The organism is Flavobacterium flevense (genome assembly GCF_900142775.1).
In the GTDB taxonomy this organism is placed as follows: Bacteria; Bacteroidota; Bacteroidia; order Flavobacteriales; family Flavobacteriaceae; genus Flavobacterium; species Flavobacterium flevense.
Window position 1 is genome coordinate 406,379 of sequence record NZ_FRCC01000002.1, and the last position, 24,580, is coordinate 430,958.

Annotated in this window: 18 protein-coding genes; 14 read left to right on the forward strand and 4 right to left on the reverse strand. The window is 34.3% G+C overall.

Annotated elements, in window-relative coordinates:
* Positions 1–124 precede the first annotated feature (124 nt).
* The 14 genes from BUB89_RS04975 (at position 125) to BUB89_RS05040 (ending at position 19,120) form a co-directional block, all read left to right on the forward strand.
* Positions 125–3,418: a DUF4175 family protein gene (locus BUB89_RS04975; protein ID WP_073242561.1), complete on the forward strand. Its 3,294-nt coding sequence runs from the start codon at positions 125–127 to the stop codon at positions 3,416–3,418.
* Positions 3,415–3,834, forward strand: coding sequence for an rRNA maturation RNase YbeY (ybeY, locus tag BUB89_RS04980; RefSeq protein ID WP_073242563.1), 420 nt, complete (start codon positions 3,415–3,417; stop codon positions 3,832–3,834). The genes BUB89_RS04975 and ybeY overlap by 4 nt, the downstream gene beginning before the upstream one ends.
* Before the next feature lie 177 nt (positions 3,835–4,011).
* Entirely contained in the window at positions 4,012–5,883 is a 1,872-nt protein-coding gene (gene mnmG, locus BUB89_RS04985; protein WP_073242565.1) for a tRNA uridine-5-carboxymethylaminomethyl(34) synthesis enzyme MnmG, read from the forward strand.
* Between the two features lie 238 nt (positions 5,884–6,121).
* Complete coding sequence (locus BUB89_RS04990) at positions 6,122–6,970, forward strand: class I SAM-dependent methyltransferase (protein ID WP_073243017.1); 849 nt, start codon at positions 6,122–6,124, stop codon at positions 6,968–6,970.
* Positions 6,971–7,230: 260 nt separating this feature from the next.
* Positions 7,231–7,848 carry an OmpH/Skp family outer membrane protein gene (locus BUB89_RS04995; RefSeq protein ID WP_073243019.1) on the forward strand — a complete coding sequence of 206 codons (618 nt, stop codon included), beginning with the start codon at positions 7,231–7,233 and terminating at the stop codon, positions 7,846–7,848.
* Positions 7,849–7,959: 111 nt separating this feature from the next.
* Complete coding sequence (locus tag BUB89_RS05000) at positions 7,960–10,230, forward strand: helix-turn-helix domain-containing protein (RefSeq protein WP_073242567.1); 2,271 nt, start codon at positions 7,960–7,962, stop codon at positions 10,228–10,230.
* A gap of 155 nt (positions 10,231–10,385) precedes the next feature.
* Positions 10,386–11,744: an oxygen-dependent tRNA uridine(34) hydroxylase TrhO gene (gene trhO, locus BUB89_RS05005; protein WP_073242569.1), complete on the forward strand. Its 1,359-nt coding sequence runs from the start codon at positions 10,386–10,388 to the stop codon at positions 11,742–11,744.
* Positions 11,745–11,848: 104 nt separating this feature from the next.
* Positions 11,849–12,835: a virulence RhuM family protein gene (locus BUB89_RS05010; protein WP_073242571.1), complete on the forward strand. Its 987-nt coding sequence runs from the start codon at positions 11,849–11,851 to the stop codon at positions 12,833–12,835.
* Between the two features lie 140 nt (positions 12,836–12,975).
* A complete protein-coding gene (locus BUB89_RS05015; protein WP_073242573.1) occupies positions 12,976–14,277 on the forward strand; it encodes a PSP1 domain-containing protein in 1,302 nt (433 codons plus the stop codon).
* Positions 14,261–14,740, forward strand: coding sequence for a gliding motility lipoprotein GldH (locus BUB89_RS05020; RefSeq protein WP_073242575.1), 480 nt, complete (start codon positions 14,261–14,263; stop codon positions 14,738–14,740). Before BUB89_RS05015 ends, BUB89_RS05020 begins: the two co-directional genes overlap by 17 nt.
* 7 nt (positions 14,741–14,747) lie before the next feature.
* Positions 14,748–17,051 (forward strand): penicillin-binding protein 1A, encoded by a 2,304-nt coding sequence (locus BUB89_RS05025; protein ID WP_073243021.1) that lies wholly within the window; start codon positions 14,748–14,750, stop codon positions 17,049–17,051.
* 118 nt (positions 17,052–17,169) lie between these two features.
* Positions 17,170–17,871: a CoA transferase subunit A gene (locus tag BUB89_RS05030; RefSeq protein WP_073242577.1), complete on the forward strand. Its 702-nt coding sequence runs from the start codon at positions 17,170–17,172 to the stop codon at positions 17,869–17,871.
* A 62-nt stretch (positions 17,872–17,933) separates the two neighbouring features.
* Entirely contained in the window at positions 17,934–18,392 is a 459-nt protein-coding gene (locus tag BUB89_RS05035) for a DUF4265 domain-containing protein (RefSeq protein WP_073242579.1), read from the forward strand.
* A gap of 68 nt (positions 18,393–18,460) precedes the next feature.
* Positions 18,461–19,120, forward strand: coding sequence for a CoA transferase subunit B (locus BUB89_RS05040; RefSeq protein WP_073242581.1), 660 nt, complete (start codon positions 18,461–18,463; stop codon positions 19,118–19,120).
* A 120-nt stretch (positions 19,121–19,240) separates the two neighbouring features.
* Here the strand turns inward: BUB89_RS05040 and BUB89_RS05045 are convergent, their stop codons facing one another.
* The 4 genes from BUB89_RS05045 to BUB89_RS05060 form a co-directional block, all read right to left on the reverse strand.
* The gene (locus BUB89_RS05045) at positions 19,241–20,842 is read right to left on the reverse strand and encodes a fumarate hydratase (protein WP_073242583.1); all 1,602 of its coding nucleotides are present in this window, start codon (positions 20,840–20,842) and stop codon (positions 19,241–19,243) included.
* A gap of 256 nt (positions 20,843–21,098) precedes the next feature.
* Positions 21,099–21,569 carry an FKBP-type peptidyl-prolyl cis-trans isomerase gene (locus BUB89_RS05050; RefSeq protein WP_073242585.1) on the reverse strand — a complete coding sequence of 157 codons (471 nt, stop codon included), beginning with the start codon at positions 21,567–21,569 and terminating at the stop codon, positions 21,099–21,101.
* Positions 21,570–22,407: 838 nt separating this feature from the next.
* Positions 22,408–22,869: an IS200/IS605 family transposase gene (gene tnpA / locus BUB89_RS05055; protein ID WP_073242587.1), complete on the reverse strand. Its 462-nt coding sequence runs from the start codon at positions 22,867–22,869 to the stop codon at positions 22,408–22,410.
* Positions 22,870–23,070: 201 nt separating this feature from the next.
* On the reverse strand, positions 23,071–24,510 hold the full coding sequence (locus BUB89_RS05060) for a nucleoside recognition domain-containing protein (RefSeq protein ID WP_073242588.1): 1,440 nt from the start codon (positions 24,508–24,510) through the stop codon (positions 23,071–23,073).
* Between the last annotated feature and the right edge of the window lie 70 nt (positions 24,511–24,580).

Here is a 24,580-nt window from a genome sequence, read left to right on the forward strand (position 1 = left end):
TCAGAAGTTAGAAGTTAGAATTTTTTCAATAATAAGCTGTTGATTTTATTGATATAGTTATTCTCATTGAATTTGATAATGTTATAATTACTACTTTTATGGGTTATTAAAAAGTAAAAATATTTTGAATAGTTCCAATTTTATTTATCAAAAACTAGAAGCTTTTATTAGAAAGTATTATTTAAACGAACTGATACGTGGCGTAGTTTTCTTTATTGGTTTAGGATTATTGTATTTTCTTTTTACCCTTTTTATTGAATATTTTCTTTGGTTAAAACCCATAGGAAGAACTATTTTATTTTGGACATTCGTTGGAGTAGAAGTCATTTTGCTTTTTCGTTTTATTCTATTTCCTGTTTTTAAATTGTTGAAATTCAAAAAAGGAATTGATTACAACGAAGCATCTTCGATAATCGGGAATCATTTTTCTGATGTAAAGGATAAGTTGCTTAATTTTATTCAGCTTTCAAATCCTGAAAATAATTCGGATAGATCTGAATTATTATTGGCTTCTATTGAGCAAAAAGCAAATGCGTTGCAACCCATTCCTTTTACAAATGCAGTAAATTTTAATTCGAATAAAAAATATCTGCCATTAGCCATCATTCCGGTTTTCTTATTTGCTGCTTTTTATTTTTCAGGAAATAAAGGAATCATTACGCAAAGTTTAAATCGAATTGTTCATTTCAATGCTGTTTTTTTGCCTCCGGCACCTTTTGAATTTGTGCTTTTAAATGAAAATTTACAAACAGAACAAAACAAAGATTTCATTGTAAAAGTAAAAACCAATGGAAAAGTTGTTCCTGAAAATGCCATGATTTTTATAAATAATGAAAGTTATTTTATGGAAAATACTAATCCGGGTGAATTTCAATTTAAGATTGAAAAACTTAGTCAGGATGTTTCTTTTCATATAGAAGGAAATTCAGTTTCTTCCAATGAATATCAATTAAAAGTGATTGCTGTTCCGTCTATTTTAAATTTCGAAATGCAATTAAATTTTCCATCGCATTTAAACAGAAAACCTGAGATAGTCAAAGGAACCGGAAATGCAATTATTCCCGAAGGAACTAAAGTGACCTGGAAAATAAGTACGCAGGCTACCCAAAAAGTAGAATATGTTGATTCTAAAGCACAATTCTCGTTTGACAAATCAGAAAATAGCTTTTTATTAGCTAAAAACATCATGGAAAGTACAGATTATCAAATAATTACTTCTAATGAATCTGTTGCTAACTTTGAAAAACTCAATTATCAGCTCTCTATTGTTAAAGATCAGTTCCCAAACATTACAGTTAACCAGGCGCCAGACACTTTAAAGCTGGCTACTAACTATCTTTTAGGTAAAATAAGTGATGATTATGGCTTACGCCAATTGCAGGTTGTATACTATGAGGCGAATAAACCGGCTACTGCCAAACGTGGAACAATTGCGATTAAGCCTGGAATTTATGATCAGTTTGTTTTTTCTTTTCCCGCTAATCTTCCAGTGAAGGAAGGGGTGACGTATGATTATTATTTTGAAGTTTTTGATAATGACGTTTTGCATCATTTTAAAAGTTCAAAATCTGCTATTTTTTCTAATCGAATTGTAACAGCCGTCGAAAAACAGGATATGATTCTTCAGCAACAAACAGATAATATTCAGGGTTTGCAAAAATCTTTAAAAGAGCAGGACAAGCAGTTTTCTCAATTGGATAAACTTCAGAAATCAGGAAAAGAAAAAGAAAATTTTGAATTTAAGGATCAACAAAAAGTTTTAGATTTTATCCAGCAACAAAAAAAACAAGATGAAATGATGCGTAATTTCATGGATAAAATGAAAAATAATTTAGATGAATCTAAACCTAAAAGTGATGATGAATTTAAAAAAGAATTAGAAAAGCGCATTGATAACAGCAATGAAGAGATTGAAAAAAACAAAAAACTTTTAGAGGAATTAAAAACCCTTAATGATAAAATGAAGAACGAAGATTTACTTGATAAATTAGATCAGTTCAAACAAAAGAGTAAAAACCAAGTTAAAAATCTGCAACAGCTTGTTGAACTGACTAAGAAATATTATGTTCAGAAAAAGGCGGAACAACTGGCTGACAAATTAGAAAAATTAGCTGATAAGCAAGATAAACTTTCGGAGAATGAGAAAGAAAATCAGCTTTCAAATCAGCAGCAAATAAATAAGGATTTCGATAAGATCCAACAAGAATTAGATGATTTGAAAAAGGAAAATAAAGAATTAAAATCGCCTCTTGATATCCCTAATGAAGATGTTTCAGAAAAAAGTATTGATGAAGATTTAAAGAAAGCTTCGGATGAATTAAAAAACAATAATACTGCTAAAGCAAAACCAAATCAAAAGAATGCTTCTAAAAAAATGAAGGCTATGTCCAAAAAAATGGAACAGGGAATGGAAGGTGCTGAGATGGAACAAATGGAAGAAGATGTAAAAATGCTGCGTCAGATTTTAGATAATTTATTGGCTTATTCGCTTTCTCAGGAATCAGTAATGTTGCGTTTTAAATCTCTAAATCCTGCTTCTCCTGCTTTTAATAAGAACATTAAATTACAACAGGATTTACGAATTCAGTTCAAACATGTTGATGATAGTTTGTTTGCTATGTCTTTGCGTAATCCTAAAATGACAGAAGACATTACAAAAGAAGTAGGCAATGTACAATACAACATCGATAAAGCATTAGAAAACTTAACCGATTCTCAACTACGAAAGGGCACCTCTCATCAACAATATGCTGTTGCTTCAGCTAATAAATTGGGTGATTTTTTAAGTGAAATTTTAAATAATATGCAAATGTCTTTGTCGTCTATGGGTGAGGGAAATCCAAAACCCGGTCAGGGTGAGGGAATGCAATTGCCGGATATTATTTCTAAACAGCAATCCTTAGGTGATAAAATGAAACAAGGAATGAAGCCGGGAGACTCTAAGGATGGAAAAGAAGGTAAAGATGGCAAAGAAAACGGTCAACAAGGTGAGAACGGTCAAGATGGAGAAGGAGATGCTAAAGCTATTATGGAAATTTACAAACAGCAAAAGGAGTTGCGCGATGCTTTAGATAGCGAATTAAAAAAGCATGGTTTGGGTAATGCCGGACAAAGTGCTTTGGAACAAATTAAACAGTTAGAGAAGCAATTATTAAACAAAGGTTTTAAGAATGAAACGCTTCAAAAAGTGATGAATATAAAGCAGGAATTATTAAAATTGAACAATGCTATTAAGCAACAAGGAGAAGAAAATAAAAGACAATCTGAAACAAATAACAAGGAGTTTAATAATCAATCAAGAGCGCTTCCTCAAAGCTTATTAGAATATTTAAATAGCATAGAGATATTAAACAGACAATCATTACCTTTGCGCTCCAATTTTAACCGAAAGGTTCAAGAATATTTTAAAACAAAATGATAAATTTTAACTACGAAAGTGACTTTAATTTAGAGAATGAGGAAGCAATAGCTTCTTGGTTATCTGCTGTAATTGTTTCTGAAAAGAAGAAAGAAGGAGAGATTAATTATATATTTTGCGATGATGATTATTTGCATAAAATTAATCTTGAATACTTAAATCACGATACACTTACTGATATTATTAGTTTTGATTATACTATGGGGAATGAATTAAACGGAGATATTTTTATTTCTGTTGAACGTGTTCAGGATAATGCTGCTGATTTTAATGTTTCTTTCGAAGAGGAATTAAAACGTGTCTTAGTTCATGGTGTGCTTCACTATTGTGGATATAAAGATAAAGATGAAGAGAGCGAACGTTTAATGCGCTCTAAAGAAGATGAAAAAATCGCTATGTTCCACGTGGAACAGTAGTGGTTGTGAAAACATGATTTTGGATTAATTGTTTCACGTGGAACATTTTTTTGTTTTAAAAAAAACAATCTGAAATTATGCATTTTGAATTAAATGTTCCACGTGGAACAGATATATAAAAATAATGATTTTGAATTTGGCGTAAGCCAAAAGTTTAAATCTAAAATAAGAAATTAAATGTTTTTAGAAGAGTATGATGTAATTGTTGTGGGTGCTGGTCACGCAGGTTCTGAAGCTGCGGCAGCGGCTGCAAATTTGGGATCGAAAACATTATTGGTTACAATGAGCCTGCAAAACATTGCACAAATGTCCTGTAATCCTGCGATGGGCGGAATTGCAAAAGGACAGATTGTTCGTGAGATTGATGCGCTTGGTGGATATTCAGGAATTGTTTCTGACAGAACGGCAATCCAATTTAAAATGTTGAACAAGTCGAAAGGGCCTGCAATGTGGTCTCCGCGTGTTCAAAGCGACCGTATGCGTTTTGCTGAAGAGTGGAGAATGATGTTAGAAGGAACTCCAAATCTTGATTTTTATCAGGAGATGGTCAAAGGTTTGATAATTGAAAACGGAAAGATTAAAGGAATTACGACTTCGTTAGGGGTTGAAATTCGTTCAAAATCTGTTGTGTTGACTAATGGAACTTTCCTAAATGGATTGATTCATATTGGCGAAAAGCAATTTGGTGGTGGTAGAGCAGGAGAGAGTGCTGCTCACGGAATTACCGAAGATTTAATTAAAGTAGGTTTTGAAGCAGGAAGAATGAAAACGGGAACGCCTCCTCGTGTGGATGGTCGTTCGCTCGATTATTCAAAAATGAATGAGGAAAAAGGAGATGCAAAGCCATCTAAATTTTCCTATTCTGATTTGACTTCTCCGTTAACGCATCAGCGTTCTTGTCACATGACTTATACGTCTCTTGATGTTCATGATATTTTGCGAGAAGGTTTTGACCGTTCTCCAATGTTTAATGGAAGAATTAAAAGTCTCGGTCCAAGATATTGTCCTTCTATCGAAGATAAAATCAATCGTTTTGCTGATAAAGAGCGTCATCAATTATTTGTTGAACCGGAAGGATGGAATACCTGTGAGGTTTATGTAAATGGATTTTCAACTTCACTTCCTGAAGATATTCAGTTCAAAGCGTTGAGTTCGGTAGCAGGTTTTGAAAAGGTAAAATTCTTCAGACCAGGATATGCTATCGAATACGATTATTTTCCGCCTACACAATTGAAACATACTTTGGAAACAAAGTTGGTTGAAGGTTTGTATTTTGCCGGACAAATTAACGGAACTACAGGATATGAAGAAGCCGCGTCTCAGGGATTGATGGCAGGAATTAATGCGCATTTAAAAGTGCATGAAAAAGCTCCGTTGATTTTGAAAAGAGACGAAGCTTATATTGGTGTTTTAATCGATGACCTAATTACTAAAGGTACCGAAGAGCCTTACCGAATGTTTACTTCTCGTGCAGAATACAGAACGTTATTACGTCAGGATAATGCCGATTTTAGATTGACTCCAATGTCGTTCGAAATAGGTTTGGCTTCTGAAGCTCGTTTGCGCAGAATGGAACGCAAGCTAAATGAGTCGGAAAAGATGGTTGCTTTTTTTAGAGAAACTTCTGTTTCAGTTGCAGAAACAAATCCTATTTTAGAAGAAAAAGGAACGGCTGCGATTTCTCAAGGAGATAAAATGTTTAAAATATTTTCTCGTCCGCAAATTGATTTAGAGGATATGATTAAGTTTGAAAAAGTTCAAAATTATGTTGCCGAAAATGATTTGGATGAAGAAATTCTGGAACAAGCAGAAATTCAGGTTAAATATTCCGGTTATATCGAAAAGGAAAGAAATAATGCTGATAAGTTAACCCGATTAGAAGATGTAAAAATTCCTGCTGATTTTGATTATAATAAAATCAAATCGATGTCAATTGAAGCTAAACAAAAATTGAATAAAATTCGTCCGGTTACTATTTCACAGGCTTCAAGAATTAGCGGAGTTTCGCCCAGTGATATTTCGGTATTATTGATTTATATGGGAAGATAATTTGAAGTTAGAAGTGGGAAGTTAGAAGTTAGAGGTTTGTAGTTAACACTTCTAACCTCTAATTTCTAACCTCAAACTTTAATTGTTCCACGTGAAACTACTCTTGGAAGTATTGCTATTTCTGGAAAAAAGAGTTTTTAGAACTTTTTCAAAACTCAAAATTGAACCAAAAACTTTAAATATTTTTTTGTCAATTATTTTAACTGACAATTATAAACAGACCACTGACCACTATAAAATGGATATTTCAAATAAAAAGCATTTCCTTACGGTAAAAGATCATTCTGTTTCTAAGGAAATTTTCGAATTGTATCATGACGAAGAATTGGATATGTTAATAACGCATCCGCAACCTGATTTAGATGTTTTGGGTAAATATTACGAAAGCGAAGATTATATTTCCCACACCGATAATAAACGTTCTCTATTTGAAAAAGCCTATCATTTTGTAAAAGGTATTGCTTTAAAAAACAAATTAAATTTAATCAATTCAGAGCAAACTGCTAAAGGTCGCATTTTAGATATAGGAGCAGGTACCGGTGATTTTTTAACGGTGGCTAAAAATGACGGTTGGCAAACAGTAGGGATTGAACCCAGCGACAGAGCTAAAGGAATTGCAATTAACAAAGGAATTTCTTTTGTAGAAAACACAGCAGCTTTAGAAAACCATTCTTTTGATGTGATTACGATGTGGCATGTTTTAGAACATGTACCTGATTTGGATTTTCAAATAAAAGAATTAAAACGTTTATTGAAACCATCGGGAACTTTAATAGTTGCCGTTCCTAATTTTAAATCTTTTGATGCCAATTATTACAAAGAATTTTGGGCAGCTTATGATGTACCCATTCATTTTTGGCATTTTTCAAAAAAAGCCATTCAGACTCTTTTTCAAAAAGAAGTTATAAAATTAGAAAAAGTACTTCCGATGAAATTTGATTCTTTTTATGTGAGTTTGTTATCTGAAAAATATAAAAATGGAAAAATGAATTTCCTGAAAGCTTTTTTTGTTGGATTACAGTCAAATTGGAAAGCTAAGCGCAATTTCGAGTATTCCTCACATATCTATGTCTTAAAAAACAACTAAAACGCATTTTAAGCCATTTTAAAGCCTTTTTTACTAGTTTAGGGACATAGAACTTGAGTTTTTACAGTTTTTAACTTATTTGCAATTTATTTACTTCGTTTTTTATAAATTTAACTTATAGAATTATATTTAATCATAATAAAATTAAATAGTTTAAAATTTAGCCATTTTTTCAGTGTTTTTTAGGATGCTGTCTATTTTTTTATATTTTTGCTCATACACACATTTATTTAATTACAACTTAGTTCAAAATGAAACCAATGATTCACGAATACCAAAAAACAAATATTATTAAGACAAGTAAAAAAGTTCTATTAATAATCGCAATTTCTATTTCAGTTGTTGCTTGTAACAAAACTGCAGAAGTTAAAGAATTTAAAACCGCTTATGTAGATACTTCGGAATTGATGAAAGAGTACACAGAAGCAAAAGATCTTGAAGCGAAGTACAAAGCACAATCAGAAGAAAAAGGAAGACAATTAGAAGCTGAAATCAATCGCTTTAAACAAGATGCAGCTAATTTTCAATCCCAAGCACAGGCTAATGGTCAGGAATGGGCTCAAAAAAGAGGAGCTGAATTGCAAAAAAGAGAGCAACAATTAGGTTATGCTCAACAAGCACTAGCACAACAATTGCAACAAGAAAGCGGTGCAGAAATGGATACATTAATCAACGGTGTTAAAAAATTCATCAAAGATTACGGAAAAGAAAAAGGATATGCTTATATCTATGGAACTGGTGACGCAGCATCTATTTTATATGCTGAAGAAAAATATGATATTACTAAGGAAATTATCAAAGCTTTGAATGACAAATACAAGTCTTCGGCTAAAGCTGATGATGCTAAAGAAGAACCAAAAACAGAAGAAAAGAAATAATCTTCTCTATAAAAATAAAAAGCCTTCAATTCTAATTTGTATTGAAGGCTTTTTTATTTAATTTAGTTTTCTAAAACAAATTTAAAGAAAAATCTTATCCTAAATTAACTGATGCAGACCTTATCCGAAGCCGCTCAATATACCTTACAGTTCATCAATCAAACCCAACGGTCGGTTTTTTTGACGGGAAAAGCAGGTACAGGAAAGACTACTTTGCTTCGGGAAATTATTGAGACTACTCATAAAAATACTGTGGTGGTGGCGCCTACAGGAATTGCCGCTTTAAATGCCGGCGGAGTAACAATTCATTCTATGTTCCAATTGCCGTTTAGCGGTTTTATTCCTTCGCATACTGCCGAATCGCAATTTTCGGAAACGGTGAAGTTTGAAAATAAGGAAAGTTTACGCAGGCATTTTAAAATGAATGGCTTGAAAAAAGCAGTGATTCGAAATATGGAATTGCTGGTTATTGACGAAGTGAGTATGCTTCGTGCCGATTTGCTGGATGCGATGGATTATATGATGCAAACCGTGAGGAAAAAATCCGCTCCTTTTGGTGGTGTTCAAGTACTTTTTATTGGCGATTTATTGCAGTTGCCGCCCGTAATTCGGGATGAGGAATGGCGCACTTTGCGCAACTATTACAAAGGGAAATTCTTTTTTCATTCGCATGTTATTCAGCAAAGTCCACCTTTGTATATTGAATTATCTAAAATTTTCCGCCAGACGGATAGTAATTTTATTTCGGTTTTAAATAATTTGAGGAATAACCAAATTACTCCCGAAGATGTTCAGGTTTTGAATCAATATGTAAAACCTGATTTTGATTTGAAAGCCAATAAAGGTTACATCACTTTAACGACTCATAATGCCAAAGCTGATGCGATGAATGCACAAGCTCTGGAAGATTTAAAAGGAGAATTGATTACTTATAAACCAGAAATTACAGGCGATTTTCCAGAGAAAATTTATCCTGTGGAACATAATTTGCAATTGAAAGTGGGAGCCCAAATTATGTTTGTGAAAAACGATTTGGCTTTCGAAAAAAACTATTTCAATGGTAAAATGGGAATTATCAAATCACTATCGAGTCAGGAAATCCTGGTTCATTTTCCGGAAGAACACAAAACCATAGAAGTGGAACGCTACGAATGGCAAAACATTCGTTACAAAGTCGATCCTTTGACTAAGGAAGTAGAAGAGGAAGTTTTAGGAACTTTTGTGCATTATCCCATTAAACTAGCCTGGGCAATTACCGTGCATAAAAGCCAGGGATTGACTTTTGATAAAGCAGCAATTGATGTTTCGCAGGTTTTTATGCCGGGACAAGCTTATGTGGCTTTGTCGCGTTTGCGTTCGTTAGAAGGCTTGGTTTTGCTTTCTCCGTTGCGAATGAATGGAATTTCAAATGATCAGGATGTGATGGATTATGCACAAAATAAAGCTTCGGAAGAAGTTTTGAAGAATTCGCTGCATTTTGAAACCAAGAATTTTATCCATAATTATTTGATTAACAGCTTTGATTGGTATGATTTGGCTCAGGAATGGCGCAATCATAAATTCAGTTATTCGGATAAAACAGAAAATTCGGCCAAATCTAAAAATGCACTCTGGGCAGCAAAACAATTGGAAAATATCGAATCGCTTTTGGAGCCATCCAAAAAATTCATTCTGCAACTGAACAAAATATTTGCCAATGAAACAGTCGATTTAATACATGTTTCAGCACGAATTCAGGCTGCTTTTGATTATTTTTTCAAACCTATGGATGATTTGGTTTTTGAGATTTTGTGGAAAATAGAAGAAATCATACGTCAGAAGAAGGCCAAAGCGTATTTTGAAGAATTGTCGGAATTGGAAGAGTTGCAATCAAAAGCTGTTTTGCGATTGATGAAAGCCAAATTGTTAATAGAAACCGTTATTGCAAACGAGGCCATTTCGAAAGAAAAACTCACTTCAGACGAGATAAAAAAATACCTTTCGAGAAAAAAAGAAGCCATTCAAAATCAATTTAAAGAAGTCAATGTGACTTTGATTGAAGATGAAGCAGATGTGAATCGCTACAATTCGAAGAAAAAAGACCAAAAGGAACCGAAAAAATCTACTGTTGAAGAAACTTTTGACTTGTGGATAGCCAAAAATTCAATAGAGGATATTGCCGATATTCGAAAATTAACCGTAACAACCATTCAAAGCCATTTGGTTAAATTAATTCAGGCCAAAAGAATTTCGATTAGCGAAGTCTTACCGCAGGATAAAATGGATGAATTAGCAGAAGCTTTTAAACATTATAAAGAAGAATCGCTTACTCCAATGAAAGAACAATTGGGAGAAAAATACAGTTGGGAGGAATTGCGAATGTTTAAGGCGAGTTTGAATTGAAAAGTCATTGCGAGGAACGAAGCAATCTCACTAACCGTTATAGTGCTTGACTTTGCAAATGAGATTCCTTCGTTCCTCGGAATGACAATTTTGGCTTTTTTTGAGTTATTTTTTATACTTTTGCAAAAAATATTCTCACTTAAACCGTTTATAGCATGCAACTGTACAACACCTTAAGCGCAGAAGAAAGAGCTGAATTGATTGATCAAGCAGGTAAACAACGTCTTACGTTGTCTTTTTATGCGTATGCCAAAATTGAAGATCCTAAAAAATTTCGCGATGATTTATTTCTAGCCTGGAACGCACTGGATGCACTGGGTCGAATTTACGTTGCTCACGAAGGTATTAACGCTCAGATGAACGTTCCTGCCGAAAATTTTGAAGCTTTTAGAGAAACTCTGGAAGTCTATGATTTCATGAAAGGCATTCGTTTGAATGTTGCCGTAGAACAAGACGATCACGCTTTTTTAAAATTAACAATCAAAGTACGTCACAAGATTGTGGCTGACGGACTGAACGATGACACTTTTGATGTAACCAATAAAGGCGTACACTTAAAAGCTAAGGAATTCAATGAAATTCTGGATGATCCTAACACGATTGTAGTGGATTTTAGAAATCATTACGAAAGTGAAGTGGGGCATTTTAAAGGCGCTATTACTCCTGATGTAGAAACTTTTAGAGAAAGTTTACCCATAATTAACGAGCAACTTCAAGGTCACAAAGACGATAAAAATCTGGTAATGTATTGTACCGGAGGAATTCGTTGTGAGAAAGCCAGTGCTTATTTTAAACACCAGGGATTCAAAAATGTGTTCCAGTTAGAAGGCGGAATCATCAATTATGCCAAGCAAATCGAAGAAGAAGGTTTAGAAAGTAAATTCATTGGAAAAAACTTTGTTTTTGATAATCGTCTGGGCGAAAGAATCACCGATGATATTGTTTCGCAATGCCATCAGTGTGGAAAACCTTGTGATAATCATACTAATTGTGCGAATGATGGTTGTCATTTATTGTTTATCCAATGTGATGATTGCAAGGCTGCTATGGAAAATTGTTGTTCTACAGAATGTCAGGAAATCACACATTTGCCCTGGGAAGAACAATTGAAATTACGAAAAGGAAAACAAGTAGGTAACAAAGTTTTCAGAAAAGGAAAATCAGAAAGTTTGAAATTCAAACATTCGGGAGAACTCTCTGATACAGCTTTGGCAACAGCCGTAAAAACAAATGATATTCGTCAAAAAATAAAAGTAAAAAAGACCTTAGTTGGTAAAGCGGAGCATTATTATGTGAAAGCACAGGTAGGACTTTTTACTATTGAAAATCAAGAATTGAATTTGGGAGACAAAATCCTAATCTCAGGACCTACAACCGGAAATCAGGAATTGGTTTTAGACAAAATGTTTGTCAATGGTTATGAAGGAACTCAGGCAAAACCGGGTGATAAATTAACTTTTTCAGTTCCGTTCAGAGTTAGATTATCTGATAAATTATATAAGATTTTAGACTAATTAATTTCTAAAAAACAGTTTTAAAAAACCTATTTTGTGTGCAACAGAATAGGTTTTTTTAGTCTACAATAGTTACATTTGTTAGAACACATTACCAAAAGATTATGGAGGATGATTTAAAAAAGTTTATACTTTATACAGCACCAAGTGGCGAAATACGTGTTGATGTTTTGTTGCAAGATGAATCGGTGTGGCTAACTCAAAAAAGTATAGCAGAATTATTTGGGGTGCAAAGACCAGCTATAACCAAACATTTAGGTAATATTTTTCATTCTGGTGAACTACAAGAAAATTCAGTTAGTTCCATTTTGGAACATACTGCCGATGATGGTAAAATTTATCCAACCAAATTTTATAATCTCGACGCCATAATTTCTGTTGGATACAGAGTCAATTCTGCAAAGGCTACACAATTCAGGATTTGGGCCACTCAAACTTTAAGAGAATATATTATAAAAGGTTTTGTTTTAGATGACAATCGTTTAAAACAAGGTCAGGCTATTTTTGGTAAAGATTATTTTAAAGAATTACTGCAAAGAGTTCGTTCCATTCGAGCGAGCGAAAGAAGGATTTATCAGCAAGTAACGGATGTTTTTGCCGAATGTTGTATTGATTACGACAGCAATTCTGAAATCACTAAAAATTTTTACGCCACAGTTCAAAATAAATTCCATTTTGCTATAACAGCTAAAACGGCTGCTGAAATAATCTACGAAACTGCCGATGCTAAAAAAGAGAATATGGGATTAACCACCTGGAAAAATAGTCCCAATGGCAGAGTTTTAAAATCAGATGTTATTGTTGCCAAAAATTATTTAGAAGAAAAAGAAATTAAACAATTAGAGCGAACAGTAACGGGTTATTTTGATTACATAGAAGGATTAATAGAACGAGAACAAACTTTTACAATGAGTCAATTGGCTGAAAGTGTGAATAAATTTTTAAACTTTAATGATTATAAAATTCTGAATGGAAAAGGAAAAATTTCTAAAATACAAGCAGATAAAAAAGCAATAGCGGCTTATGAAATTTTTAATAAAACGCAAGTAATAATTTCTGATTTTGATAAAGAAATAAAAAAATTAAAGTGACCAAAACCATTTCTTTATTAAAATTTTATGATGTTTTAGCATTTTCAGTCCTTGTAACTTAAGATTAAAAAATACTATCTTTACAGATTAAACGTTTTAAGAACTTAAGTTGTGCCAGTCACAACACTACATATAAAATTATGGCATGTGCAAGTTGTTCAACTTCTGATGGTGGCGCACCTAAGGGTTGTAAAAATAATGGGACTTGCGGCACCGATAGCTGCAACAAATTAACGGTTTTCGATTGGCTTTCTAATATGAGTTTACCGGGTGGTGAAGCTCCTTTTGATTGTGTTGAAGTTCGTTTTAAGAACGGACGAAAAGAGTTTTATCGCAATACCGAAAAATTAACTTTAAGTATGGGAGACATTGTAGCAACAGTGGCTTCTCCCGGACATGATATAGGAATTGTTACTTTAACTGGCGAATTAGTTCGTATCCAGATGAAGAAAAAAGGAGTAGATCCTAACAGCAATGAAGTTCCAAAAGTGTATCGTAAAGCTTCTCAAAAAGATATTGATATCTGGTCAGCAGCCAGAAACAGAGAAGAACCAATGAAAGTGCGCGCCAGAGAATTGGCAATTCAGCATAAATTAGAAATGAAAATTTCAGATATTGAATTTCAGGGTGACGGATCGAAAGCTACATTCTATTACACCGCTAATGATCGTGTTGATTTCCGATTATTAATAAAAGATTTTGCTAAAGAATTCAGTACCAGAGTCGAGATGAAACAAGTAGGTTTCCGTCAGGAAGCAGCCCGCTTGGGAGGTATTGGTTCATGTGGAAGAGAATTATGTTGTTCTACCTGGTTAACTGATTTTAGAAGTGTGAATACATCGGCGGCACGTTACCAGCAATTGTCTTTAAATCCTCAAAAATTAGCCGGACAATGTGGTAAATTAAAGTGTTGTCTGAACTATGAATTAGACACTTACATGGATGCTTTAAAAGGCTTTCCGGAATTTGAAACTAAATTAGTTACCGAAAAAGGAGATGCTATTTGTCAAAAACAAGACATTTTTAAAGGCCTAATGTGGTTTGCTTATACGAACAATTTTGCTAACTGGCATGTTTTAAAAATTGATAAGGTTAAAGAAATTATTGCCGAAAATAAGTTAAAAAAGAAGGTTTCTGCATTAGAAGATTTTGCTATTGAAGTGACTCAAGAAGTTGAAAAAGACTTTAATAACGCCATGGGTCAGGAGAGTTTAACCCGTTTTGATCAGCCTAAAAAGAGCAAAAGAAACAATAAAAAGCCTAAAAAAGCAGTTGAAAATAACGCAGCTGCACCCAATAATCCTAAACGATCAGGAAATAAACAAGGCAATAATACTAACAATGCGGCAGCAACTCCACAGGCACAAAAACAACCTTCGGAGAAGAAACCAAAAGGGCCAAGAAAACCTATAATTATTAAAAAAAATGAAACTAAAAAATAGCGTTTTACTACTTTTAGTTAGCCTGCTTTTTCTTTCATGTGATGAAAAAAGAGTTTTTGATGAATACAAATCCGTGGGAAGCGCCTGGCACAAAGACAGCATCGTTTCTTTTAATTTACCCGAATTAGATTCCACAAAACAATATGATCTTTTTATAAATATCAGAGACAATAATAATTATCCGTTTAACAATCTTTTCCTGATTGTAACGTTAGAAAAACCCAATGGTTATACTAAAGTTGATACCTTAGAATATCAAATGGCTGCTCCGGATGGTACGCTGTTAGGCAATGGATTTACGGATATAAAAGAAAGTAAACTGTATTTTAAAGAAAATGTAAAGTTCAGAGGAAAATACAAACTTAATATTAAACAAGCGGTAAGAGAAGGGGGAAAAGTACCCGGAGTTACCCAATTAGAAGGAATTACTGAAGTAGGTTTACGAATTGAAAAAAAAGAATAAAATAGTTATGGCAACTAAAAAAACAAATACTACAACTCACGACTTTAAGTATTACAATAAAAAATTCTGGAAGCTTTTTATGTATGGAATGGGAGCCATTGTTCTTTTTTTCCTGTTTGCTTCCTGGGGACTTTTTGGTTCTATGCCTTCATTTGAAGATTTAGAAAATCCGGATTCTAATCTGGCTACCGAAATTATCTCATCGGATGGAGTGGTCATTGGAAAATATTTCCAAACCAATCGTTCGCAATTAAAATATTCTGATTTGCCTAAAAATCTTGTAGACGCATTAGTAGCAACAGAAGACGAGCGTTTTTATGAGCATTCAGGGATTGATGGACGTGGTACTTTGAGAGCTATTTTTACGTTAGGGACTAATGGTGGAGCGAGTACATTAACCCAGCAATTAGCCAAGCAGTTGTTCCACGGCGAAGGTTCTAAATTTTTACCTTTTCGTATTGTTCAAAAAGCAAAAGAGTGGATTATTGCTATCCGTTTAGAGAGACAATATACTAAGAATGAGATTCTTGCCATGTATTGCAATGTATATGATTTTGGGAATTATGCTGTGGGAGTAAGTTCAGCAGCACATACTTATTTTTCAAAAACCCCAAAGGAATTAACGGTAGATGAATCGGCAATTTTAGTGGGAATGTTCAAGAATTCAGGATTATATAATCCGGTAAGAAATCCTGTAGGTGTAAAAAACAGAAGAAATGTGGTGCTTGCGCAAATGGAAAAAGCGAATATGATTTCTGAATCTGAAAAGCAAAGATTACAGGCTTTGCCTATTACACTGCATTTTAAATTAGAAAGCCACAGAGAAGGTACCGCAACCTATTTTAGAGAATATTTGCGTGATTATATGAAAAAATGGGCCGAAACTAATAAAAAAGCAGATGGTTCGGATTATGATATCTATAAAGACGGATTAAAAATATATACCACCATTGATTCCAGAATGCAAGCCCATGCAGAAGAAGCTGTAAAAGCACACATGGCTAATTTGCAGGAACAATTTTTTATTGATCAGAAAAACAATAAAAATGCGCCTTTTGTTAATATTTCCGACAAAGAAACTAACCGTATATTAAATCAGGCAATGAAGGCATCTAACCGTTGGTATGTTATGAAATCAATGGATAAAACAGAAGATGAAATTATTGAGTCTTTCAGTAAGAAAACAAAAATGACTGTTTTTACGTGGAAAGGAGAGAGAGATACGATTATGACTCCGTTAGATTCTATTCGTTATTACAAACACTTTTTACAGGCGGGATTGATGGCAATGGAGCCCCAAACGGGTAACATAAAAGCCTGGGTAGGCGGAATTGATTATAAATATTTCCAATATGATCACGTAGCACAAGGAGCAAGACAGGTAGGTTCTACTTTTAAACCATTTGTATATGCGACTGCTATAGAACAGTTGAATATGTCACCTTGTGATTCTATTATTGATGCACCCTTTACAATACCTGTAGGACGTCATCACGTTACAGCAACCTGGACTCCTAGAAACTCTAACAATTCTTACATGGGAATGGTAACTTTGAAAAAAGCACTGGCCAATTCGATTAATACTGTTTCAGCTAAATTGATTGACAAAGTAGGACCAGAAGCCGTTATTAAACTAACCCATAAATTAGGTGTTAAAACCAGTATTCCGGCACAACCCTCTATTGCACTTGGTGCTGTAGATATTACAGTTGAAGAAATGGTAGCCGCTTACAGTACATTTGCTAATCAGGGAGTTTATAACAAACCACAATTTTTATCCAGAATCGAAGATAAAAGCGGAGTTGTTATTTATGAACCTATTCCGGAATCTCATGATGTTTTAAATAAAGACATTGCTTTTGCAGTTGTTAAATTGCTGGAAGGAGTAGTAGAAGGAGGTTCGGGTAATAGATTAAGATCTACCTACGGAGGAAATGGAGATAACAGATGGACAGGTTATCCTTATGCTTTTACCAATCCTATTGCCGGTAAAACAGGTACTACACAAAACCAGTCTGATGGATGGTTTATGGGGATGGTTCCTAACTTAGTTACTGGTGTATGGGTAGGTTGCGAAGATCGTTCGGCACGTTTTAAAAGTATTACTTACGGTCAGGGTGCTACAGCGGCATTACCGGTTTGGGGATATTTTATGAAATTATGTTATCAGGATCCGGATCTTAAAGTTTCTAAAAATCCATTTGACCGCCCGGCAAATCTTTCTATAAAAGTAGATTGTTATCAGCCTCGAAAAGTAAATGATTCTATTGCTAAAGATTCGATTCAGTCTACAGATGAGTTCGAATTTTAATAAAACTAACAAGAGCCTCCCAATTGGGAGGTTTTTTTGTTTTTCATCGAATTGTAATATTGTTTTTTCTTTCGAAAATAAAGCCTTATTTTTAAAGGTCTAAAGAAATCTATTTGTTATGATTAATAAAAAAGTAAATTCCGTTCAGGAAGCATTACAGGATATTCAGGATGATGCTACCATTATGTTGGGCGGTTTTGGATTATGCGGTATTCCTGAAAATTCGATTGCCGAATTGGTACAAAAAGAAATCAAAAACCTCACTTGTATTTCTAACAATGCCGGAGTAGATGATTTTGGTTTAGGATTGCTTTTGCAAAAAAAACAAATCAAAAAAATGATTTCTTCTTATGTAGGTGAAAATGCCGAATTTGAACGTCAGATGCTTACAGGCGAATTAGAAGTCGAACTTATTCCACAAGGGACGCTGGCGGAACGTTGCCGGGCAGCTCAGGCAGGAATACCTGCTTTTTTTACACCGGCAGGTTATGGAACCGAAGTTGCCATAGGTAAAGAAACCCGCGAATTTAACGGTAAAATGCACGTGATGGAATTGGCTTTCCAGGCTGATTTTGCCATTGTTAAAGCATGGAAAGGCGACACAGCAGGTAATCTCATTTTCAAAGGAACAGCCCGAAACTTTAATCCAGCCATGGCGGGAGCTGCTAAAATTACCATTGCTGAAGTCGAAGAACTGGTCGAAGCCGGAACTTTAGATCCAAACCAAATACATATCCCCGGAATAATGGTACAACGTATTTTTCAAGGGAAAAATTATGAGAAACGAATTGAGAAGAGAACAGTTCGAGAGAGAAAATAGTATTCAGTGGTCAGTTTTTTAGTGTTCAGTTCGAGAAAGAAAATAAATGTTTAGAAAACAAAATGGATAACCAAGATGTAAAAATACTGTTTAAATTCTTTAGTAATGTATTAGATGAATGGACAGTAGAAACAATGTGGGCTGAAACAATTAATGCAGAAAAAGGACTGTACAAATTATCCAACATTCCCTTTTATGCTTCTGTATCTTGTGACGATATAGTGTTTGCAGAATATGACCAAGACGAAGAAAGATTGGTTTATAGAAAAACTATTGAACATTCGGGAAATTCAACAATACAAGTTGTTGTTGTAAACAAAGAAATTCCAGCAAATGATTTACGGGAAGTTTTCAATGATTTTGGTTGTGAATCTGAAAAATTTAATGAAGGATATTTTGTAATTGAAATTCCAGCAAAAGTTGATTACACGCCAATAAGACAAAAACTTATCGAACTTGAAGAGCAAGAGATAATTTATTATAGCGAACCTAATTTATCGAATAATCATTTTTACGAATAAGTATAATATAAAAACTTAATGATTCTTAATTCTCTTAATGGTTCAAAAAACTTAAAGGATAAAAAATTATGGCTTTAACAAAAGAAGATATCGCAAAACGAATTGCTCAGGAACTTAAAGACGGTTTTTACGTCAATTTAGGGATAGGAATTCCTACGCTTGTGGCAAATTATATACCTGAAGGGATAAACGTCGAAATTCAAAGCGAAAATGGCGTTTTAGGCATGGGTCCATTTCCTTTTGAAGGAGAAGAAGACGCTGATTTAATTAATGCCGGTAAACAAACTATAACAACACTTCCCGGAGCGAGCTTCTTTGATTCGGCTATGAGTTTCGGAATGATTCGGGGACAGCATGTTGATTTAACTATTTTAGGGGCAATGGAAGTTGCCGAAAATGGTGATATCGCCAACTGGAAAATTCCCGGTAAAATGGTCAAAGGAATGGGCGGTGCAATGGATTTAGTCGCTTCAGCCGAAAATATAATTGTAGCGATGATGCACGTCAATAAAGCAGGAGAAAGCAAAATTCTCAAAAAATGTACTTTGCCATTAACAGGAGTGGGTTGCGTTAAAAAAATAGTAACTGAGTTAGCCGTTATGGAAATCACTCCCAAAGGAATTAAATTGCTCGAAAGAGCTCCGGGAGTTTCTGTAGCCTACATTGTCGCTGCTACCGAAGCAAATTTAATTATCGAAGGCGAAATTCCAGAAATGATAATCGATTAAAAAAAATTAACCGCAAATTCGCAAATTTTAAATCTCAAAAACTTTGAAATAATTTGCGAATTTGCGGTAAAATATTCTTTGTGAGCTTAGCGAAAAACTTTGCGTCTTTGCGGTTAATTTCTACAAATTCTCAAAGAAATCGTTTCCTTTATCATCAGTAATAATAAATGCAGGAAAATCTTTTACAGTGATTTTACGAACTGCTTCCATACCTAATTCTTCAAAATCAACTACTTCTACTTTCAAAATATTATCCTGAGCCAAAATCGCCGCTGGTCCTCCGATAGAACCTAAATAGAATCCACCGTAGGTTTTACAAGAATTCATCACGTCTTTAGTTCTGTTTCCTTTGGCAAGCATTACCATACTTCCGCCGTTTTTCTGAAATTCTTCTACATACACGTCCATACGTCCGGCAGTTGTTGGTCCAAAACTTCCCGATGGCATTCCGTCCGGAGTTTTAGCCGGTCCAGCGTAATATACCGGGTGATTCTTAAAATATTCCGGCATTGGTTTACCGACATCTAATAATTCTTTGATTTTAGCATGTGCAATATCACGGGCTACAATTAAGGTTCCGTTTAATTTCAAACGTGTTTTGATAGGGTATTGCGATAATTTTTTAAGAATATCAGCCATCGGTTGGTTCAAATCAATCTCCACTGCTGGTTCCAAATGTGGTGGCGTTGCAGGTAACAAACGTTTTGGGTTTACTTCCAATTGCTCAACGAAAATTCCGTCTTTGGTAATTTTACCTTTGATGTTTCTGTCCGCAGAACAGGAAACGCCTAATCCTACCGGGCAAGAAGCGGCGTGACGCGGCAAACGGATGACACGAACATCATGCGTGAAATATTTTCCTCCAAATTGTGCTCCAATGGCACTTTCCTGGCAAATTTGCTGTACTCTTTTTTCCCATTCTAAATCACGGAAAGCCTGACCAGACATATTTCCGGTTGTAGGTAAATGGTCAAAATATCCTGCAGATGCTTTTTTAACGGCTGCTAAATTGGCTTCGGCAGAAGTTCCTCCGATAACAAAAGCCAGGTGATACGGTGGACAAGCCGAAGTTCCTAAATCCATGATTTTTGCACGAATAAAGGCATCCATTGATTTCTCATTCAACAAGGATTTTGTTTGTTGGTACAAATACGTTTTGTTTGCTGAACCGCCACCTTTTGCTAAAAACAAGAACTCATAAGAAGCTCCTTTTTTCGAATAAATATCAATCTGTGCCGGAAGATTAGAACCTGAATTCTTTTCTTCAAACATGCTGATAGGTACAATCTGTGAATAACGAAGGTTTCTTTCCTGATAGGTGTTAAAAATCCCTTTAGAAAGCCATTCAGCATCATCGACACCTGTATATACATTTTCCCCTTTTTTAGCCATTACAATCGCTGTTCCGGTATCCTGGCAGGAAGGTAATTCACCTTCAACAGCTACGGCGGCATTTTGTAATAAATTATAAGCAACAAAACGATCGTTATCCGTTGCTTCAGGATCGTCCAGAATAGCTCTTAATTTTTCAAGATGCGATGTTCGCAACATAAAAGAAACGTCTTTCATCGCTTCTTGAGAAAGCAATTCCAAACCTTTTGGGTCAACGGTCAGGATTTCTCTATCGCCTAGTTTTTCAATTTTTACGTAATCAGAAGTGATTTTGCGGTATTGGGTATCGTCTTTTAAAATTGGATAAGGATCCTGATATATAAAGTCCATGGGTATTTTATTTTTTGGCAAAGATAAAAAATATTTGCCGCAGCAATTGTTTTTGCCGGATTGGATTATTACTAAAAAACACTTTTTTTGTTAAAATCAACCCTCAAAAAAAATCTGATTTGCTGATTAATAACTCAAAAAAGTGTTTCTCTAAAAAGGGAAGCTGATTTTTAGCTCAGTAAACTGGTAACTAAAAATAGAATCACTAACCCTATGGCGATGTATTTGGTATATTTTGACATTTTTTTATGTGTTTTTAATTAACTGAAATGAGTTTAACATCAAAGATTAAAACAGAACCACCAGGAATTCCCCTGTAATTGAAACTGCCGTAACCTAAATGAGAAGGTACTAATAAAATACCGCTTCCACCTTCTTTAAAAAGCGGAATTCCTTCTTTCCATCCTCTTATTACGTTTTGTAAGCTAAATGAAACACCTGATTCTGAACTTTGGTCAAAAACCTTTTTGTTGCTGTAAAAACCTTTGTAGGCTACAGTAACATTTGAATTTGCCGTAGGCTGTTTACCCGTTCCTTGTTCCTCAATAACATAATACAAACCGGATTCAGTTTTTATAGCGGTAAGATCATTTTCTTCAATATAGGCTTTAATTTCATTATCGTTTTGAATGGTATAATCTATTGGTTCTGTGGGCTGTTGTTCAGGATCATCAATACTGCAAGATGTAAAAAGAACGGTTAGAATAACTAAAAAAGAGTATTTCATAATGGAATTAATTTTTTAAGATAACAAGCTGGTAACTAAAAATAAAATCAGTAATCCTATGGCGATGTACTTTGTGTATTTTGACATTTTTTAATTGGTTTAATGGTTAATAATTTGTCGTTTTTTCAATAATTCAAAAGAATGAAAAATAGATTAAAAAACCTAGAATTATTATAACATTGAGAAAACAATTCATTTATATTACAACGGATAAATTTCGTTGCTAGAATTTTTCCATTTATTGGTCAACGGATTAAAATTTATTGTAACGATTTTGTCGTTCCTCCGTCAACGGATAAATTTCGTTGCTATAATTTTTCCTTTCTTCGTCAACGGATTAAAATTTATTGTAACAATTTTGTCGTTCTTCCGTCAACGGATAAATTTCGGTGCTATAATTTTTCGTTTTTTCGTCAACGGATTAAAATCCGTTGCTACAATATTTGTCGTTCCTACGGAACTTTTAAATTTCATAGAGCCATTGGCTCGGTATATTTTGTAAGGCTGTAATTTAGTCCGGTTAGTTGTTACAATATTAGTCGTTCCTACGGAACTTTTAATTTCATAGAGCCATTGGCTCGGTATATTTTGTAAGGCTGTAATTTAGTCCGGTTAGTTGTTACAATATTTGTCGTTCCTACGGAACTTTTAATTTCATAGAGCCATCGGCTCGGTATATTTTGTAAGGCTGTAATTTAGACCGGTTAGTTGCTACAATATTTGTCGTTCCTACGGAACTTTTAAATTTCATAGAGCCATTGGCTCGGAACATATTGTAAGGCTGGACTTCAGTCCAGTTTTAAAATCTATCAACTGAATAAAGAGCCATAGGCTCGGTTCATATTAATGACTCAAATACATATCTTTCATCAAATGGTATTTCGAATTTATCTAAAAATGCTAAATATTCTTCTTTGAAAGTTTGCTTTTTATGATGCTCTTCTTGATTAAGAATATATTTATAGACCACATTAATTTGCGAATGTCCATAAGAAAAAACACCATAACCTTCTTGCCATTCAAATCTTGATTTAGTCAAATGATGGTCATTAATATATTTTGATGATTTTGCTTTTACAGTTTTCATTAATTCCGAAATTGAAATGCTAGGTTTAAGACCTATAAAACAGTGAACATGATCTTCAACACCATTTACAATAATAGTTTTACAACCCGTTTCGTTTATTAAATTACCAATTACACCAAATAATATAGATTTCCATTCATTAGCAATAACAGCATCGCGGTATTTTACCGCAAAAACAACCTGGATGTGTACTTGATGATAGGTATTTGCCATTTGATTTTAACGTTTTGAATCTGTAGCTAAAAATGTTCCGTTCCTACGGAACTCCATTTCATAATTTTATATCTCATCAACGGATTAAAATCCGTTGCTACAATAGTATTCGTTCCTACGGAACTCTCACATTTGATACATTCACAAAACCATCGTCTCGGTAAATTTTGTAGCAACGGTTGTAAACAAAAACAATTCGATTTAAAAAAACCAGCTCGCCACAAAAATCGCTGTAATCACACAAATTAAATCAACTAATAGCATGATAGGTAAGGCATATCGGGTGTTTTTTATGTTTACAGAACCAAAGTACACCGCAATAACGTAGAACGTACTTTCGGCACTACATTGAAAAATACTACTCAGTCTTCCGGTGAGAGAATCGGCGCCAAAGGTATTCATGGAATCAATCAAAAATCCTCTCGATCCTGCTGAACTAAACGGTCTTAACATCGCTACAGGTAAAGCATCTGTAATTTGTTTATTGACACCCATATTCGAAAAAATAAATGCTATCCAATTGCTGATGATTTCAAACAAACCACTATTTCGGAATAACGAAATAGCCACTAACATCCCTAAAACATATGGAAAAATAACAACGCCCGTTTTCACACCGTTATTCGCTCCCACAACAAAAGCATCAAAAACAGTCGTATTGGCTTCGGCAAATTTTTTCTCCTTGAAAAAGGAAAAGATTAAAGTAAAGACAATAATTGCTACTAAGATTAATGCTGAAAGATTGGACGTAAAATAGTTTTTACCTATTAAATCCAAATGATTCACATACATCAGAAGTCCGATAATGGCTGCAATCAATGTGATTAAGGCCAATACCAAAGAAGCACTTTTGAAATTGATTTTTTGTTTGATTCCAACAATTAAAAAAGCGGCAATTGTACCAATAAAAGAAGTAATGATACAAGGTAACATCACATCAGCAGGATTTGCCGCACCAGCTGCCGCGCGATATCCAATAATCGAAGTCGCAATTAAGGTCAGTCCCGAAGCATGCAAACACATGAACATGATTTGGGCATCACTGGCTCTGTCTTTTTCGGGATTGAGTTCTTGTAAACTCTCCATGGCTTTAAGTCCAAAAGGTGTTGCAGCCGAATCCAGTCCCAGGAAATTTGCAGCAAAATTTAAGGTCATGTACGATATCGACGGATGATTTTTAGGAATAGTTGGAAACACTTTTACAAATACGGGACTCAAAACAACAGCCAGTTTTCCGGATGCTCCCGAGATGATTAAAAGCTCCATCAAGCCACAGAAAAAAGCCAGATAAGCAATAAGAGGCAGTATTAAATCAACTAAAGTGCTTTTACAAGTAGGCAATAATCCATCCGATTTTTGTACTCCGCTGTAAACTTTAACCGTTTTAGCAGAATAAACATAAGTAGTATCCGGATTCGAGGGATTATTGTTGATTACCATCGTTTTATCAGGAGCTTTTTCGATGCTGTCTTTTATAAAAACAGGCAATTGATCGATGTATTTTTCAGAAATTAAAATAGGTTCATCTTTCGTGCCATTTAGCACATGATCAATGGTGTAGCTGTTTCCAGTAAATAAACTCACCACAATAAAAACAATTGATGAAATAAAGATCACCAACCAAAATCTACTTAATACCATAATTTATTAATTTTTGTAAATGTAAATATTTAACCGCAAAGTTCACAAAGGGTTTTCGCAAAGAGCACTA

What these genes read in the sequence shown, in the direction of transcription:
- ybeY (WP_073242563.1), top strand. Translation starts at nt 3,415, where the DNA reads ATGATAAATTTTAACTACGAAAGTGACTTTAATTTAGAGAATGAGGAA.
- mnmG (WP_073242565.1), top strand. Translation starts at nt 4,012, where the DNA reads ATGTTTTTAGAAGAGTATGATGTAATTGTTGTGGGTGCTGGTCACGCA.
- BUB89_RS04990 (WP_073243017.1), top strand. Translation starts at nt 6,122, where the DNA reads ATGGATATTTCAAATAAAAAGCATTTCCTTACGGTAAAAGATCATTCT.
- BUB89_RS04995 (WP_073243019.1), top strand. Translation starts at nt 7,231, where the DNA reads ATGATTCACGAATACCAAAAAACAAATATTATTAAGACAAGTAAAAAA.
- BUB89_RS05000 (WP_073242567.1), top strand. Translation starts at nt 7,960, where the DNA reads ATGCAGACCTTATCCGAAGCCGCTCAATATACCTTACAGTTCATCAAT.
- trhO (WP_073242569.1), top strand. Translation starts at nt 10,386, where the DNA reads ATGCAACTGTACAACACCTTAAGCGCAGAAGAAAGAGCTGAATTGATT.
- BUB89_RS05010 (WP_073242571.1), top strand. Translation starts at nt 11,849, where the DNA reads ATGGAGGATGATTTAAAAAAGTTTATACTTTATACAGCACCAAGTGGC.
- BUB89_RS05015 (WP_073242573.1), top strand. Translation starts at nt 12,976, where the DNA reads ATGGCATGTGCAAGTTGTTCAACTTCTGATGGTGGCGCACCTAAGGGT.
- BUB89_RS05020 (WP_073242575.1), top strand. Translation starts at nt 14,261, where the DNA reads ATGAAACTAAAAAATAGCGTTTTACTACTTTTAGTTAGCCTGCTTTTT.
- BUB89_RS05025 (WP_073243021.1), top strand. Translation starts at nt 14,748, where the DNA reads ATGGCAACTAAAAAAACAAATACTACAACTCACGACTTTAAGTATTAC.
- BUB89_RS05030 (WP_073242577.1), top strand. Translation starts at nt 17,170, where the DNA reads ATGATTAATAAAAAAGTAAATTCCGTTCAGGAAGCATTACAGGATATT.
- BUB89_RS05035 (WP_073242579.1), top strand. Translation starts at nt 17,934, where the DNA reads ATGGATAACCAAGATGTAAAAATACTGTTTAAATTCTTTAGTAATGTA.
- BUB89_RS05040 (WP_073242581.1), top strand. Translation starts at nt 18,461, where the DNA reads ATGGCTTTAACAAAAGAAGATATCGCAAAACGAATTGCTCAGGAACTT.
- BUB89_RS05045 (WP_073242583.1), bottom strand. Translation starts at nt 20,842, where the DNA reads ATGGACTTTATATATCAGGATCCTTATCCAATTTTAAAAGACGATACC.
- BUB89_RS05050 (WP_073242585.1), bottom strand. Translation starts at nt 21,569, where the DNA reads ATGAAATACTCTTTTTTAGTTATTCTAACCGTTCTTTTTACATCTTGC.
- tnpA (WP_073242587.1), bottom strand. Translation starts at nt 22,869, where the DNA reads ATGGCAAATACCTATCATCAAGTACACATCCAGGTTGTTTTTGCGGTA.
- BUB89_RS05060 (WP_073242588.1), bottom strand. Translation starts at nt 24,510, where the DNA reads ATGGTATTAAGTAGATTTTGGTTGGTGATCTTTATTTCATCAATTGTT.